Genomic DNA, 16,373 nt, shown 5'->3' on the forward strand with positions numbered 1-16,373 from the left:
ATGTAATCAAATAAATAAAAATTTTATAAGCAAAATTCATTTTCAAGCCGATTCATTAAATGTATAACTTATAAAATTATTAAAAAAACTAGCTAATAAAACACAAAAATAATCAAAAAGATATAAATATTAGGAGGAAAAGAAATGGCAATTTTTGCAATAGTTGGAGCAACAGGTGTAGTAGGAACAAAGATGATTGAACGTCTAGCGGAAAGTGATCTTCAGGTAGATACAGTATATATGATGGCATCTTCTAGATCAGCTGGAAAGATTCTTAAGTTTAGAGGAGAAGACGTTGTAGTTGAAGAGCTAAATGACCACTCTTTTGACAAAGACATCGACTATGCTCTATTCTCAGCGGGTGGATCAACTTCTCTACAGTATGCACCAATAGCTGAGAGAAATGGCGTAATAGTAATAGACAACTCAAGTGCTTGGAGAATGGATCCTGAAATAGATTTGATAGTTCCAGAGTGTAATGCTCCGACTCTTAATAGAAAAATAATCGCTAATCCAAACTGCTCAACAATACAGTCAGTGGTTCCACTAAAGCCACTAAATGACAAGTTTGGCATAGAAAGAATCACATACACTACTTATCAGGCTGTATCTGGATCTGGTCAAGGTGGTATAGACGACTTACTAAACGGACAAAAGGGTGAAGCTCCTAAGAAGTATCCTCATCCAATATATAATAATGTACTTCCTCACATAGATTCATTTTTGGAAAATGGATATACAAAGGAAGAAATAAAAATGATTGATGAAACTAAGAAAATTTTGGAACTTGGAGATGATGTAAGCATTACAGCTACTTGCGTACGTGTACCAGTAATCAACTCTCATGCAGTACAAATAGACGTAAGTTTCAAGAAGGATGCTTCTGTAGAAGAAGTTAGAGATATTCTTAGAAACGCTCCTGGTGTAGTATTGGTGGATGATCCAGAAAATAATGAATACCCTATACCAACAGAAGTAACTGGACATGATGAAGTATATGTGGGAAGAATTAGAAAAGATATATCTAGACCAAAGGGTTTTCATATCTGGTGTGTAGCAGATAACATCAGAAAAGGAGCTGCAAGTAATGCGGTTCAAATAGCAGAACTTCTAGAATCAAATAGATAGTAAAATCAATTTTTTAAAAAAATAATTAGGTATAATAATAGGATAATTGGAGGTAATTAAAATGACAAACTTATTTAGAGGAGTAGCAACAGCACTGGCAACGACAATGATGGAAGATGGATCAGTTGATTTTGATTCATACGAAAGATTATTAAAATTTCAGTTAGAAAGTGGTATAAATGCACTTGTAGTTTCAGGTACGACTGGAGAAGGCTCTACACTTACAATGGACGAAAAGATAGACCTTTTAAAGTTGGCCCTAAGAGTAAGAGGCGATCAGTATGACTGCCCTATTATACTTGGAACTGGTTCTAACAATACTTCCGCTACTATAGAAAGTACAAGATTAGCTAAGGAAAATGGTGCTGATGCGGCACTTATAGTAACTCCTTACTATAATAAAACAAGTCAAAGAGGATTACTTGCCCACTACTTCGCAATTGCAGACTCAGTGGATATACCTATTATTCTATACAATGTACCAGGGCGTACTGGAATGACTATTCAACCAGAGACAGTCGTTGAACTTGCTAAGCATCCAAATATAGTTGCTTTAAAGGATGCTACTGGAGATATGTTGTATCTTGAAACTTTAAGAGGCCTTCTTGGTGATAATAGTGATTTCTATATATATAGTGGAGATGATCCAACATTTTTTGATTTTCTTCTTCACGGTGGCGACGGTATTATCAGTGTTGTCACAAACTGTCTACCAGAAGCTTTTGTACGTGAATACAAACTATTTTTAGATGGAGATATCATGGGTGCTAGGGACCTACAAAATGGAATAAATCCATTTATTAAGTCATTATTCTCTGATGTCAGCCCTACTCCAGTTAAGGCGGTATTAAAAGAAATTGGAATAGGTGATGAATTCTTTAGATTACCTCTTATAGCTACAACTGATGATGTTAGAAAAAATGTAATAGAATTATATAATGAAGCTAAAAACATATAAAAAGTAATAAAAATATTCACATGCAGTTAATTTATTTGTCATATTTTTATATGGCTAAACTTGTGAATTTTAAAAATTTGATTTTTATTATCTTATTCTGGATAAGTAAATCAATCAAAATAGTCAGAAAATATAGATTAAGTTAAGAAATTAGAATATAATACATAATAGGGAGTATATAGCTTCTATGAATTCATAGAAGCTATATTATCTATTATGCATTTACAAGGAGGAAGTTATGAATATAATTTTAAGTGGATACGGTACTATGGGAAAAGTAGTAGAATCTCTAGCAATAGAAAGAGGAATCGGTATAGTCGGTATATTTTCCAAGCTAGAAGTTGAAAATTCACCCTATCCTGTATATGACTCAGTAGATACTCTACCCGATGCAGATGCAATTATAGATTTTTCTCATCCAAATATTACAGCTGAACTATTGAAGGGTGCAAAAATACACAAAACTCCTATAGTAGTTGCTACTACAGGAGCAAGAGATAAACTACAAGATTTGATGGATGAAGCTGCTAGAGAAATCCCCATATTTTTCAGTGCAAATATGAGTTATGGGGTTCATGTTTTTACAGAGGCACTAAAGTTTCTCACTCCTCTACTATCTGGATCTTACGACATAGAAATTTTGGAAAGACACCACAATAAAAAGGTTGATGCTCCAAGTGGAACTGCTATAAAACTACTTGAGGCTATTCAATCAATAGATCCACAGTACTATCCTATATTTGATAGATCACAAGGAGAACATAAGAGAGATTCCAAAGAAATCGGCATGAGTGCTATGAGAGGTGGAACAATAGTAGGCGAGCACGAGGTCTTGTTTGCAGGAACTGATGAGGTAATAGAAATTACACACAGAGCTCAATCAAAAAAAATATTTGCAGATGGAGCTTTAAAAGCAGCAGAAAAAATCATGCAAAAGCCAGCTGGTTTTTATACATTCAATAATTTATAAAAATAAATTATTTAGGAATTTAGCTTTATTCAATTGTAAAATTTGATAAAAACATTCTTAAATATTCAGTAAGCTCTAGTAAGTTAAGAGCATAATAAATGAAAATATATATACAGAAGAGGAAAATTTATGAGAAAAGAATTTTTAACATCGGAAGAAATAATTAACTATATAGCTACATCAAAGAAAGTTACACCAGTAAAAGTCTATATAAAGGGAAATCTGTACAATATGACTTTTCCAGAAGGTGTTCAAGATTTTGGAGACAATGTTTCAAAGATCTTATTCACTGACTTAAATACTTGGAAGTCTATATTAGAGGAAAATAAAGAAAAAATAGATGACTTTGTTGTAGAAAATGATAGAAGAAATAGTGCAATTCCACTTATGGATCTTTCACAGGTAAATGCAAGAATCGAACCGGGTGCATTTATTCGTGAACATGCAGTAATTAAAGATAATGCCGTAGTAATGATGGGAGCCGTGATCAACATAGGTGCTGTCGTAGGAGAAGGAACAATGATAGATATGGGTGCTATACTTGGTGGAAGAGCTACAACTGGCAAGAATGTCCATGTCGGAGCTGGTGCAGTACTTGCAGGAGTGATAGAACCAGCAAATGCAAACCCAGTAGTTGTAGAAGACAATGTATTAATAGGTGCAAATGCAGTAATTTTGGAAGGCGTAAGAATTGGTGCTGGATCTGTAATTGCAGCTGGGTCTATAGTTACAAAGGATGTTCCTGCAGGAAGCGTAGTAGCAGGAGTTCCTGGCAAGGTAATCAAGCAAACTAACGATGTTGCCAGTGAAAAAATAAGTATAATAGATGCACTTAGAATCTTAGAATAACATATAAAATAGAAAGGTAAAAATATGCAGAATACTACTTTAGAGGAACTTAAAAGATGGAGACGTCACCTCCATCTAAACCCAGAACTATCAAATCAAGAATTTGAAACTGCAAAATATATTCGAAAAGAACTAGAAATTATGGGACTTGAATATGAAACTCCCCTTCCTACAGCTACAATCGCTAAAATTTCAGGAAGAGGGGATAAATATATCATATTGAGAGCGGATATAGATGCACTTCCTATAGATGAACAAAATGACATTGATTTTAAATCAAATAATAAAGGTGTGATGCATGCTTGTGGTCATGATGCTCATACTACGATGCTTCTTGGGGCCGTAAAAGAACTTCTTGCTCTTTCTAAAGACGATATGTTAAATATCAATATCTTAGCAGTGTTTCAACCTTCTGAAGAATCCTTTGGAGGTGCAAACTTACTTATAAGTGAATATGATTTTAATAAATACGATATAGACTCTGCATACGCACTTCATATAAATCCAGACTTCGACGAGGGCAATATCGCATCAAGAGTAGGCCCTATAATGGCTAGTTGTAATGAATTTGATGTAAATATCAAGGGAAAATCCGCACACGTTGGAATTAGAGAAACTGGAATAAATGCTCTAAACGCATCTGTTCAAGTCTACAGCCAATTTCAAGCAATTCCAACCTATGACTTAGATTGTAAACATACCAATATTGTTCATATAGGATACATGAAAGTAGGCGAGGTAATGAATTCCGTACCTGAAAATGGTCATATGGAAGGAACTATACGCACATATAATATGGATGATAGAGAAATAATTAAAGATAGAATGAAAAAAATATGTAAGGGGGTCTCTATATCTACAGAGTGTATAGTAGATCTTGTTTTAAGAGAAGGCTACCCTGCCGTATTAAATTCAGAAAAATTAATTGAACGTTCTCAACAGGCTGCTGAGAAATCAGCTGCAAACTTTATTTTAATGGAAGAACCCTATCTGTTGGGAGAAGATTTTTCATTTTTTTCTAGCTTAGCTCCTATTAATTATTCTTTTATTGGGATAAGAAATAAAAATCTAGGATATACTAGTGGACTTCATACACCTACCTTGATGTTGAGAGAAGAAGCTCTCATCTACGGAGTTGATTATCTCGTAGAAATAGCATTATCATATGAATAAATTTGCTATACTAATATAATTATCTATGTAGAAAGGAGATTTTATGAAGAACGCAAAATTGAAACTTGACTTAAATGCCTTATATAACAATGCAAAATATGTAGCCAGCCAAACAGACGGAGGTGTCATAGCAACCGTAAAAAATGACGCCTTTCACTTTGGTCTAGAAAGAGCTATAGATACATTTTACTCAGCGGGAATAAGAGCCTTTGCTACTACTTCACTGAGAGATGCCATTAGAATAAGAAATATGTATTCTGATATTTTTATACTTCTTCTAAATCCGAGTACTGAGTTTGAAATATTAAGAAAGTATAATCTCAGTTGTACAATGCCTGGTCTATCATGGATCAAAACTCATAAAGATGATATGCAAGGAATCAACTGGCACTTGGAATGGGCTGGATACATGAGAAGATCTGGTTGCAAAAGTGAAGATGAATTTTTAGAAGCGATTGAGTTTGCCAAGGATAACAACATAAATATAGAAGGAATATGGACTCATTTTGCCTGGGCAGATGTATTCGATGAAGAAAATATATATGAAAGAGAAAAATCAATATGGCTAAAGATACAGAAAAAAGCTTGTGAATTGTATGATTTTAAATTTGTACATGCACAAAACAGTGCTTCTTTTTGCAGAGATTCTAAGTTTGAAGGACATACACATGTAAGGGTTGGAATTATTCTGTATGGTTGTCCAGGATATGAAGGTTGGGACTATAAGGGAAAGATTCAAAATGCTATAGAACTTTCTGCTAAAGTAGTCTCCGTCAACAAACTTGAACCAGGTGAAGCTATTGGTTACTGTGCCTCATATGTTGCTGATCCAAAGAAGGACTGTCCTACATCTGTTGCAGTAATTAATATAGGCTATGGAGATGGCCTTTTGAGAACTAGAATAAAAGGGCACACCACAGAAATAAATAAAAAAAGATATAGACTTGTATCCCTTATGATGAGCCATACTGTCGCAGTAGTCGATGATAGCATCAAAGTCGGTGATACTGCATATTTTTATAGTGATAGTATGCCTGTATTTGAATTTACATACAAGGGTGTAGGAACCAATTCCGAACAGATTTCACATCTGAACTTTGAGACCCTAGACCTTGAATATATAGAACTTGAAGAAATATAAAACAATCAGTATAGTTTCTAGACACATTTAATTGCCTGATTCTATACTTGAGAAAGGATTTAATATGCAACTACATGGAACAGCTAAAATTGAAAGTAACGGACATCTAAGTATAGGAGGAGTAGATACTCTTACTTTGGTAGACAAGTACTCTACACCCCTATTTGTATATGATGAGAAACTAGTAAGAGATCAGTGTAGAAGATTTCACTCTATACTGTCTAAATCAGGGCTAGACTATCATATTTCTTATGCTTCAAAAGCTTTTATATGTAAGCATTTACTTAGAGTTATGACTGATGAAAATATGGGACTTGATGTTGTATCTATGGGCGAACTTTACAATGCACTAGCTGCAAATTTTGATCCTCAAATGATACATTTTCATGGAAATAATAAGACTGAAGAAGAAATCAATATGGCCTTAAAAGAAAATATTGGATGCTTTGTAATAGACAGTTTTGATGAAATAGAAAAGCTAGATAGTTTGGCAAAAAAAATGTCTAAAAAACCAAACTGTCTACTAAGAGTTACTCCTGGTGTTGAAGCTCATACACATGACTTTATTACTACAGGAAATACAGATTCCAAATTCGGTTTAAATATTGATAATGGGCAGGCATTCGATGCAATAGAAAAAATTTTAAATAAAGATAATCTCAACTTGCTGGGCGTTCATTTTCATATAGGATCTCAAATTTTTGGAACTGATGGCACTAGAGCTGCAATTGAAAAGGTCTTTGCTTGGTTTGCCAAGCTTAAATCGGAATTAAAATTCTCTCCAAAAGTACTAAATATTGGTGGAGGATTTGGAATTAGATACACAGAGGAAGATACATCTTATCCTATAGAAGATGCTCTTGAAGAAATTATTGAAACACTAAAATCTTCATCTTTGAAGCATTCAATCGATATTCCGCAATTGTGGTTAGAGCCTGGTAGATCTATTATTGGAGAAGCGGGATATACTCTATACACTGTAGGTACCATTAAAGAAATTCCAAATGTAAGAAATTATGTGTCTATAGATGGAGGAATGAGTGATCATATTAGAACAGCCCTTTACGGTGCCAAGTATGAAGTTGCTCTAGCAAATAAGATGTTAGACGAGGCAACTGATTTGGTGACTATAGCAGGTAAATGTTGTGAATCAGGCGATATGATAGCTTACGATGTTAATATTCCAAGAGCTCAAATAGGTGATGTTGCTGTGGTTAGCTGCACAGGAGCCTATCACTACTCTATGGCTTCCAATTATAATCAAATGACAAAACCTGCCGTAGTATTTGTTAAGGATGGCTCAGATCAGTTGGCTATAAGAAGAGAAAGTTTAGAAGATTTAATAAAAAATCAATTATAATTATTAAATTCTACAGAATTTATAGTGATCATTTTGCTATAATTTTATAATTTATGCAAATAATAATAAAAAATATTCACATAGAATTTTATATATAAACAATATTAAAAAAGTTTAAAAATAATGCTTTTTACAAAGTAATTATTTATAATAATTAAATTATCATTTCAAGTACCTTATAAAAATCGAGATAAAATTTATCTCGATTTTTTGTTCTAATTATTTCAAAAATTCTATTACTATATGTATTTATTTGAATAGATGAAAACATAAAAAACATTCTTCTTAATTGTTGACATTTCTAACTATTATCATTAAACTCTTAAGAGTTGGCCTTTTTTGTGCCAAAAATTTAATATTTTAGAAAGGGGTTTTTAAATGGAATTTAATAGAAAAAGCTTTTATAAATCATTGTTTTTTTTATGTATACCAATAATCGTTCAAAACTTGATCTCAACTCTTGTTAATATGGTCGATACTGTAATGATTAGTTCACTGGGTTCAGCTGCAATTGCTGCCGTTGGTATAGCAAATCAATTTTTCTTCCTATATAATATGGCACTTTCTGGTATAGCCAGCGGCGCTACAGTCTTTATTTCTCAATTTTTCGGAAAAAATGATAAAGAAAGTATAAAAAAAATAACAGGATTTACTACTGTTGTATCTTTAGGGTTTGGTATCATATTTGGCCTTGTTGCGAAATTCGCACCTCATATCTTGGTTGGAATCTTTTCAAAGGATCCATTAGTTGTCAATCCTGCCCTAGATTATTTTAATACTATTGCCTATGCGTATCCTTTAATAGCTATATCAATGGCTCTTAGTATGTGTTCTAGAGCTGTAAGGAGACCTTTTTTGGGTATGGCTGCCAGTTCAGTTGCTCTTGTAGTTAATATTATTCTTAACTATGGGTTAATAGTAGGTAATCTTGGAATGCCAGCACTAGGAGTAACAGGAGCTGCTATAGCCACTTGTGCTGCAAGAATAGTCGAAATCATTATCGTGGTTGGATATATATTTGTAATAGACAAGAACCATATTCTTAGATTCAAAGTAAAACATATAAGAAGCATTACAAAAGAATTTTTAAAACAATTCTTAGAAAAATCAATTCCTATATTTTTAAACGAATTTGTATGGGCAATCGGAACAATAGCATATACTGTTGCCTATTCTCTAGCTGGTACTGAAGCAATAGCTAGTGGACAAATCGCAGGTACTACATCGAATATATTCCTACTTATTTCAATTTGTATTGCAAATGGTGGTGCAATTATGATAGGTATAGAACTAGGTTCAGGAAGAATTGATATGGCTATAACTTATGCCAAAAAACTTGGTGTATTAATCTTTATAGCTGGACTTGCTATGGGTGGAATGTTGATTTTATCAATACCTGGTCTTATTAAGTTATTCCATATATCTGCAACACAAGTACCTGTAATGAAGAAAGTATTTTTTGTAATAGGTGCTTTAATGGCACTAAAGTCACTAAATACATTTACTATAATTTCAGTACTTAGAAGTGGTGGAGATGCACATTTTGCTATGGTTATAGAAATAATAGGAATGTGGCTTTGCTCTATCCCAATTACATTTTACGGTGCTTCACATGGATATGAAATGTGGATTTTGGTACTGTTTACACACTTTGAAGAGTTTGTAAAATTATTTACCATAATGCCTAGAGTAATCAGTAAAAAATGGGCTAGAAATATAGTAAATACAATGTAATTTAATTCCTATATTGAATATTTTGTATATTAGAATCAATATACTAGCTTCACATTTTAATTCTAATATTATAAGGTCATTTGCTTAGTATTTCTATTCAAATGGCCTTTTTTATTTGTTTTTTTCAATTTATCTCTTATTAATTAAAAACAATAGTTAATTAAACTGTATTCATCGATTTTGAAAAGTTGTTTTTTGATACAATTAGTAATATAATATAAGCTATATAAATTTATAACTATATAATTTTTGCTAAAAAATATTAAACACTTTTTCAAACAATATCATTATTTTGTAATTCAAACATTTGCATATTATTATTTGTCACTTTATTCAAATTTTTCAGTCTATAATGTTTGCTTGAAATTTTAGTTTTTCGATATATAAAGATCTTGTTTTAAAATATTCAATATTGTATTTTATATAGTTGCACAATTTATAACTAAATTATAATAAAGTAAAGAAGGTTTTTTATGTTTGGAAAGATAAAACAAATGTCAGAATCCATGATAATCGCTATAATCCTCGCCCTCGGTGGAGGTTTTCGTGATGCATACTCTTATAATTGTCGTGGGCAAGTCTTTGCAAATGCTCAAACAGGCAATCTAGTATTATTAAGCCAGAGCATTGCAAAAAAGGATCCTGCCCTCGTTCTTAAATATATTTTACCAGTGTTTGCATTTTTTGTCGGAGTCTACCTTACAGAAATTATCAAAAGATCCTGCAAAGAATTTCAAATTATTCACTGGAGACAAATTATTGCAATGATGGAAGTACTTATGCTTGTCGCTGTAGGTTTTATGCCTACTAGTATGGATCATATAGCCAATGTAACTATCTCTCTAGCCTGTGCTATGCAGGTTCAGAGCTTCCGTAAGTTCCATGGAGTTAGTATGGCTACTACTATGTGCACAGGCAATCTAAGGAGCGCTACGGAGCTTTTATCTTCATATCATTTTACTGGTGATGAAGAGAAAAAGACAAAAAGTAGATACTACTATTTTATGATACTTGTGTTTGGTATAGGGGCTGCACTTGGTGCTTTTGCATCAGATTACTGGGGAATACAATCAATTTGGTTGGATGCTATAGTAATGATGTTTGGATTTATTTTGATGTTTAAAGAAGAAACTAAATGGTAAAATAAAAGAGAGAATCTACAGATTCTCTCTTTTCGTGTAAATTTTGAGTTAACGAGAGGTTAGTCTCTTTGTTTTATATATACCTTTACTCGCTGCATTTATTCATAGTTTTATTAATTTACCTTTTAATTTTTTCGTATAAAGTTTTTATTATTAATACAGTTTTAGCTAATAATAAAAGGCTAGGTGAAGTTTCACCTAGCCTTCTTTAAATCTTATATTAAAGATGACTTTACACATTTAACAATCAATCCTTTATATAAGTCCCTTTTGCTTTAAAAAATCTCTAGCCACATCTTGTGGTTCTTGTCCTAGCTCATCAACCTTGTAGTTTAATTCCTGCATTACTTCATTTGTAAGAACCTTACTCAACTTATTAATTGGAGCTTCAATTTCTGGATGTTTCTTATATAGATCCCCTGTTACAATTGGTATTGCATTATATGGTGGGAAGTACTTATCTGAATCCTTAAGAACTGTAAGTTTATACTTCTTTAATAATCCATCTGTAGCAAAAGCATCTATCATGTCTACTTCATTATTTTCTAAGGCCACAAATCTTGGTGAGTTATCTATACCAACGGTATCCTTAAAATTAAATCCATATTTTTTAACTAATCCTGGTAATCCATCGTCTTCTCTGTTTAAGAACTCTAATGTTGCACCCAGTCTAATTTCGCTATCACACTTTTTCAAGTCGGATATATTTTCAAGTCCATATTTTTTAGCGGTTTCAGGCTTGACTGCTAGAGTATAAACGTTATTAAATACAGTTGGATCAAAGACCTTCAAATTAAACTTTTTGTCTAACTCTTCCTTAGATTCATTAAACACCTGCATCTCATCCGATTTCGCCTTGTGCTTTAGTATACTTACATAGATTGTACCAGTGTAATCAATATACATATCTATATCACCATTTTTTATAGCTCCAAATGCAACTTGGCTACCACCTAGATTTTCTTTTCTTATTACCTTTATGTTTGTATCATGCTCTATCATATCTGCATATAAGTGACACAATACTACCTGCTCAGTAAAGTCCTTTGCACCAATAGTTATTGTATTTTCTTCTTTTTTCATTCCACCTATAACAGAGTTTCCTATCATAATAACAATTAAACCTACAATTACTCCTAAAGTAATCTTTTGTTTTCTTCTCTGCTTCTTTAATTGTTCTTTTGACTTACTAAAACTCTTCTGTAGACTTATAGGTGTTACTAGTTTTTCTATTATAGCCATCAGGTAATCTACTACAAGTGCCAAGATACATGCTGGAATTGCACCTGCAAGAATCTGAGCATTATTTACTGTTCTTATACCTGAAAATACCAAAAATCCTAATCCACCTGCACCTATAAATGCCGCCATTGTCATAAGACCTACTGCTGTTACTGCAGATATTCTCACACCTGCCATTATAACTGGAAGTGCCATCGGTATTTTTATTTTTGATAGAACTTGCCATTTTGTAAGACCTATACCAGCTGCTGCTTCTACCATATCTGGATCTATACTAGATATTCCTGTATAAGTATTTTTGATAATTGGTAACAGTGAGTATATTGTTACCATTACTACTGCTGGTAACACACCTATACCTAATAGTGGAATTGCCAAACCTAACATAGCCATACTAGGTATCGCCTGTATTACATTTGCTACTCCCATTATAGGTTTACCTAACTTTTTAACATAGCTAATTAATATTCCTAGGGGTACACCTATGAGTATCGCACAGCCTACTGCTATTACTGTCATCTCTATATGTTCCAACAGAAGCGATATAATCTGTGCACTATTTTGTGACATGTATGAAATTAGCGAAGCCATTATTTAATCGCCTCCTCTTCTGACAGATCTTCCATCAAGAATTTCCTACTCAAAGTGGATACCATCTTACTGTTTGTAAGAAGTCCTACCAGTTTTTCATCCTTGTCTATTACTGGAATACTATTTACATTTGATTCTTCTATCATCTTTAACACATCGACCATGTTGTCACCTACATGAGTAACATATCTTACCTTTGACATAAACTCTTCTGCCTTCATAATAGGACTAGTAGCCTTAAATATAGAAGATCTTGTAACTATACCTCTAATGCGTTTTTCATCATCGACAACTATTAAACTGTCTATGTTATGATCTCTCATTCTCTTTACACATCTGTTTCTAATCATATCACCCTTACAGGTAATTGGCTTTTTGATCATGAAATCTTCAACCTTTATATACTGAGGTGAATCCCAAATTCTATTTGCCCCGACGAAGTTTTTAACAAATTCATCTGCTGGATTTCTTAATATATTTTCAGTTTTATCAAACTGAACTATATCACCATCTTTTAGTATACATATTCTATCCGCTATCTTTATTGCCTCATCCATATCATGAGTGACAAATACCATCGTCTTTTTAATCTTTGACTGCATTTCCATCAACTCATCTTGCAAGTTAGATCTTGTCACTGGATCAAGTGCAGAAAATGGCTCATCAAATAATATTATATCTGGATCATTTGCCAGTGCTCTAATTACTCCTATACGCTGTCTCTGACCACCAGACATCTCTATAGGATAACGCTCAAGATACACATTCGGATCTAAGTCAACCATTTCCATCAACTTATGAGTCTTTTCTAGTATCTCTTTAGAATCCTTCTTCTCAAGTTTTTCTATTATTTCTATATTATCCTTAATCGTCATATGAGGAAATAATCCACCCTGCTGAATTACATATCCAATATTTCTCCTCATTTTGACCTTGTCCATTTCATTTATATCTTTTCCGTCAATTAAGATTTCTCCACTACTGATGGGTATTAAACGATTTATCATTTTTAAAGTAGTGGTTTTCCCACAACCACTTGGCCCGATTATAACCGTTAACTCACCTTCATGTATTTCCATGTTAAGATTTTTTAATACAGGACTCCCCCTGTATTCTTTTGTAACATTACGAAATTGAATCATAATAACACCTCCAATTCACTACAACTAATAGCTTTTAACATATTATATTTATAAACTAAATATCAGCTACACTAATTATGTTATAGCTTATAACAATCCCTGTCAAATTATCAACTTTATTTTCTATAGAAAAAACAGCTAAAAAAGCAAATTAAATTAATATTAAGCGTCGATAATTTATTTTGAAATATCACTTCCTTACCTAGATAAATTTATAAATTATAATAAGAAACCGCCAAATAGTTGTTGTATATTTTTACAAACATAAATCTTATCTCAATATCCCCATACATATCATTCTTACTTATTTATTAAAATTATGGCTTAGAGTTTCAACTTTTTATTTTCACTCTAAATTATAATTTAAATACATACTCAAACTTTCTATACTTGAAAATAAACTGTTGCTGCACCTATAAATCCCATAATTGCAAGTATTACTCCCATCAAAGCCATACTCTGCTTTGGTCTATCCTCAAGAATTTCTCCACTATTTTTATCTTTATAGATAGATACTTTTCTTCCTATTGGATACATACTGGGGTCGTTGGAGTGACCTCTACTCCTTCTAATTCTATCAGTATTTTCATGGTCATACCTTAGCACTGGACAGTAAAGGGCCGTTGCTGCCTTATGTTTTTTTTGTCCATCTTTACCAAGATCGATCTTTTGCCACTTTAAGACACCTACTACCTCGGCTTCTATTGCTTCTAATACTCTCTTATGTTCTCTTAAATATACCAGCAATAGGCCAATTCCAGCAGCAATACAAATAGGTGCAACTAAGGCTGCTAGATACATTTCTCCAAATTTAATCTTTGCAAATGGAGTAAGAAATATAAATAAACCTATAATTGCCATAACCCACTGACCTATTACAGGTGTCTTTGATTTAGTAAATACTTTTAACTCTCCATTTTTGCTTGGATCACTCATTATTTCAACTGTATCTCCAGATTTATATTCATCCATACTATTAATTACATATCTTTCTTTCTTACCATTTTCTTTGCATTCAATATGAAGTTCATAATAATACTGCCTATAAAAACCATGGTTGTCTTTTTCTTTTACATGTCTTGCATACAGTAACTTCCCCTTAATAAGTGTCTTGGGGTTTTCAATTTTTTTCTGCCGTCTAATCGTATTTAGTCCTACAAACATTAGAATCATTCCTATAATCAACTGGAATATTCCTCTTATAGAGATTTCTGCAAACATACCAACATCCCCTTTATTTACACAGCTTCATTATAAGCCTATTCTACTGCGATTTTATATATTAGCTAGTCTGTAATATAGTAAAATGAGAATTTACTATACTAACTTAATAAATTTATGATTAAAATTTTTAAAAACTTAATTCAAGTTTTTGCCTATACATTATATTATACCGAATCTTACTGTTTCTTTCTATATAAATTCCAATTTTTCTGAAGAATTAGAACTATTTATTATTTATAATCACTTTATATAAGTTTTTTCTTTTTTAAAGTTTTCAATTTATTTAAATAAATTAAAATTATTTTTAAAATTATTATAATTTAAAAATTCCCCTTACGTCTTTTAAATTTAGGGGAATTTTCTAATATATTTAATTTTTTGTATATTCTTTTGAATTTCTATAGATATTTTAAAAATTTAATATGTTTTATTTTCATATTCTATCTCTTTCAATATTCTTTTTCATCTACCATCATCAAGAGTTTTTTACATTCATCGCAGTGCCAAGCTATACAATCATGTGCTAAATTTATAGATACTTTTATTTTCCTCTCACTTAGCTTTCTCTTTATCTTTTTTCCTTCAATATCTCTTTCTGGTATAAATGTATATTTTTCATCATACCCTCCTATACCCACTCTCTCTACCCTTCCGCCTTCCATTTCTTTTCCACATATTGGGCAATCCATATTTATCTCCTCTTATACACTGATATTTGGGTTTATATACTGACCATGTTTTTCGGTTTTATTTTTGTATTGAATAGAAAATGTCGGACAGCTATGCAAGCATCTTAAGCACATAGCACAATCATCTTTTATCCATATAGGACTCATAAACTCGCTTAATTTTATCGCATTCATTGGACATTTTTCTTCGCAGATTCCACATCCAATGCAACTTTTTTCTACTCTTAAATTACTTGTTTTTCTTGCTTTTTCATACTTTGGATAAATTTTAGAAACAATAAATTCTGGGATTTTATTCTTAATATAACTTCCTTCTTCCTTAGATTTAATCATACTTATTATTTCATCAATATTATCTTCTGCTTTTTCATTAATTCTATTATTTTTCTCTTTATTTCCTACATTAGATAGAGGACTCCAATTATCCACCATTTTAACGCCATAAGCTGCATCTATATGTATATTTCTTTTATCTAGATACTCCTTTGCATATTCTTCTATCTGACCTGAAAATCCCCCATATGTTGCTACAAAATAAGTATATGGCCTTTCATAGCTAAGGATATCATTTATCTTTTCAGTAATTTCTGTTTCATTATTTTTTATTCTACTATCTACAATATAACCTTGACTGACATCATATTCCAACTTTTCTTTGTTTTGAAACATGTTTATCTCAATTCTTTCAAAAAATTCTCTAACTATACTTGGCAAACCTCCAAAATATGTAGGAGTGACTATTCCTAGCTTTTCGCCCTCTTCCAACTCTATTTTTACAGGCTTACCTGTATATTTAGAGATTGATTTCATACTTTCACCTGTAGCGTCTGCAATCCTTTTAGCTACATACTTACTATTTCCTGTTCCTGTAAAATATAATATCATCATATTCACCTCAAATTCTTCTCTTGATTAAACTCGGTATCATGTCTTTGCACCCTTAACCATATTCTAATTGAAAAATAGAAACTTATTACTTATTACTTATTACTTATTACTTATTACTTATTACTTATTACTTATTACTTAT

Annotated in this window: 14 protein-coding genes; 9 read left to right on the plus strand and 5 right to left on the minus strand. The window is 32.1% G+C overall.

Annotated elements, in window-relative coordinates:
• Positions 1-144: 144 nt before the first annotated feature.
• From RR561_RS08435 to RR561_RS08475, 9 genes are all read left to right on the plus strand, one after another.
• Complete coding sequence (locus RR561_RS08435; RefSeq protein ID WP_332507358.1) at positions 145-1,128, plus strand: aspartate-semialdehyde dehydrogenase; 984 nt, start codon at positions 145-147, stop codon at positions 1,126-1,128.
• 61 nt (positions 1,129-1,189) lie between these two features.
• The gene (dapA, locus tag RR561_RS08440) at positions 1,190-2,086 is read left to right on the plus strand and encodes a 4-hydroxy-tetrahydrodipicolinate synthase (RefSeq protein WP_332507360.1); all 897 of its coding nucleotides are present in this window, start codon (positions 1,190-1,192) and stop codon (positions 2,084-2,086) included.
• Positions 2,087-2,324: 238 nt separating this feature from the next.
• A complete protein-coding gene (gene dapB / locus RR561_RS08445) occupies positions 2,325-3,056 on the plus strand; it encodes a 4-hydroxy-tetrahydrodipicolinate reductase (protein ID WP_332507361.1) in 732 nt (243 codons plus the stop codon).
• A gap of 129 nt (positions 3,057-3,185) precedes the next feature.
• The gene (dapD, locus tag RR561_RS08450; protein ID WP_332507363.1) at positions 3,186-3,905 is read left to right on the plus strand and encodes a 2,3,4,5-tetrahydropyridine-2,6-dicarboxylate N-acetyltransferase; all 720 of its coding nucleotides are present in this window, start codon (positions 3,186-3,188) and stop codon (positions 3,903-3,905) included.
• A gap of 24 nt (positions 3,906-3,929) precedes the next feature.
• Positions 3,930-5,078, plus strand: coding sequence for a M20 metallopeptidase family protein (locus tag RR561_RS08455; protein WP_332507365.1), 1,149 nt, complete (start codon positions 3,930-3,932; stop codon positions 5,076-5,078).
• 43 nt (positions 5,079-5,121) lie between these two features.
• On the plus strand, positions 5,122-6,219 hold the full coding sequence (locus RR561_RS08460; RefSeq protein WP_332507367.1) for an alanine racemase: 1,098 nt from the start codon (positions 5,122-5,124) through the stop codon (positions 6,217-6,219).
• Between the two features lie 64 nt (positions 6,220-6,283).
• Positions 6,284-7,579: a diaminopimelate decarboxylase gene (gene lysA, locus RR561_RS08465; RefSeq protein WP_332507369.1), complete on the plus strand. Its 1,296-nt coding sequence runs from the start codon at positions 6,284-6,286 to the stop codon at positions 7,577-7,579.
• Between the two features lie 378 nt (positions 7,580-7,957).
• The gene (locus RR561_RS08470; protein WP_332507371.1) at positions 7,958-9,313 is read left to right on the plus strand and encodes an MATE family efflux transporter; all 1,356 of its coding nucleotides are present in this window, start codon (positions 7,958-7,960) and stop codon (positions 9,311-9,313) included.
• Positions 9,314-9,786: 473 nt separating this feature from the next.
• The gene (locus tag RR561_RS08475; protein WP_332507372.1) at positions 9,787-10,455 is read left to right on the plus strand and encodes a YoaK family protein; all 669 of its coding nucleotides are present in this window, start codon (positions 9,787-9,789) and stop codon (positions 10,453-10,455) included.
• A 255-nt stretch (positions 10,456-10,710) separates the two neighbouring features.
• Here RR561_RS08475 and RR561_RS08480 read toward each other — a convergent pair whose 3' ends face one another.
• The 5 genes from RR561_RS08480 to RR561_RS08500 form a co-directional block, all read right to left on the minus strand.
• A complete protein-coding gene (locus RR561_RS08480) occupies positions 10,711-12,288 on the minus strand; it encodes an ABC transporter permease/substrate-binding protein (RefSeq protein ID WP_332507374.1) in 1,578 nt (525 codons plus the stop codon).
• Entirely contained in the window at positions 12,288-13,430 is a 1,143-nt protein-coding gene (locus RR561_RS08485; RefSeq protein WP_332507377.1) for a betaine/proline/choline family ABC transporter ATP-binding protein, read from the minus strand. The genes RR561_RS08480 and RR561_RS08485 overlap by 1 nt, the downstream gene beginning before the upstream one ends.
• 384 nt (positions 13,431-13,814) lie before the next feature.
• Complete coding sequence (locus RR561_RS08490) at positions 13,815-14,651, minus strand: hypothetical protein (RefSeq protein ID WP_332507379.1); 837 nt, start codon at positions 14,649-14,651, stop codon at positions 13,815-13,817.
• 452 nt (positions 14,652-15,103) lie between these two features.
• The gene (locus RR561_RS08495) at positions 15,104-15,343 is read right to left on the minus strand and encodes a PF20097 family protein (protein ID WP_332507381.1); all 240 of its coding nucleotides are present in this window, start codon (positions 15,341-15,343) and stop codon (positions 15,104-15,106) included.
• A 12-nt stretch (positions 15,344-15,355) separates the two neighbouring features.
• Positions 15,356-16,231 (minus strand): EFR1 family ferrodoxin, encoded by an 876-nt coding sequence (locus RR561_RS08500; protein ID WP_332507383.1) that lies wholly within the window; start codon positions 16,229-16,231, stop codon positions 15,356-15,358.
• Positions 16,232-16,373 lie beyond the last annotated feature (142 nt).

This window comes from Peptostreptococcus sp., from assembly GCF_036639115.1.
Lineage (GTDB): Bacteria > Bacillota > Clostridia > Peptostreptococcales > Peptostreptococcaceae > Peptostreptococcus.

What these genes read in the sequence shown, in the direction of transcription:
- RR561_RS08435 (WP_332507358.1), top strand. Translation starts at nt 145, where the DNA reads ATGGCAATTTTTGCAATAGTTGGAGCAACAGGTGTAGTAGGAACAAAG.
- dapA (WP_332507360.1), top strand. Translation starts at nt 1,190, where the DNA reads ATGACAAACTTATTTAGAGGAGTAGCAACAGCACTGGCAACGACAATG.
- dapB (WP_332507361.1), top strand. Translation starts at nt 2,325, where the DNA reads ATGAATATAATTTTAAGTGGATACGGTACTATGGGAAAAGTAGTAGAA.
- dapD (WP_332507363.1), top strand. Translation starts at nt 3,186, where the DNA reads ATGAGAAAAGAATTTTTAACATCGGAAGAAATAATTAACTATATAGCT.
- RR561_RS08455 (WP_332507365.1), top strand. Translation starts at nt 3,930, where the DNA reads ATGCAGAATACTACTTTAGAGGAACTTAAAAGATGGAGACGTCACCTC.
- RR561_RS08460 (WP_332507367.1), top strand. Translation starts at nt 5,122, where the DNA reads ATGAAGAACGCAAAATTGAAACTTGACTTAAATGCCTTATATAACAAT.
- lysA (WP_332507369.1), top strand. Translation starts at nt 6,284, where the DNA reads ATGCAACTACATGGAACAGCTAAAATTGAAAGTAACGGACATCTAAGT.
- RR561_RS08470 (WP_332507371.1), top strand. Translation starts at nt 7,958, where the DNA reads ATGGAATTTAATAGAAAAAGCTTTTATAAATCATTGTTTTTTTTATGT.
- RR561_RS08475 (WP_332507372.1), top strand. Translation starts at nt 9,787, where the DNA reads ATGTTTGGAAAGATAAAACAAATGTCAGAATCCATGATAATCGCTATA.
- RR561_RS08480 (WP_332507374.1), bottom strand. Translation starts at nt 12,288, where the DNA reads ATGGCTTCGCTAATTTCATACATGTCACAAAATAGTGCACAGATTATA.
- RR561_RS08485 (WP_332507377.1), bottom strand. Translation starts at nt 13,430, where the DNA reads ATGATTCAATTTCGTAATGTTACAAAAGAATACAGGGGGAGTCCTGTA.
- RR561_RS08490 (WP_332507379.1), bottom strand. Translation starts at nt 14,651, where the DNA reads ATGTTTGCAGAAATCTCTATAAGAGGAATATTCCAGTTGATTATAGGA.
- RR561_RS08495 (WP_332507381.1), bottom strand. Translation starts at nt 15,343, where the DNA reads ATGGATTGCCCAATATGTGGAAAAGAAATGGAAGGCGGAAGGGTAGAG.
- RR561_RS08500 (WP_332507383.1), bottom strand. Translation starts at nt 16,231, where the DNA reads ATGATGATATTATATTTTACAGGAACAGGAAATAGTAAGTATGTAGCT.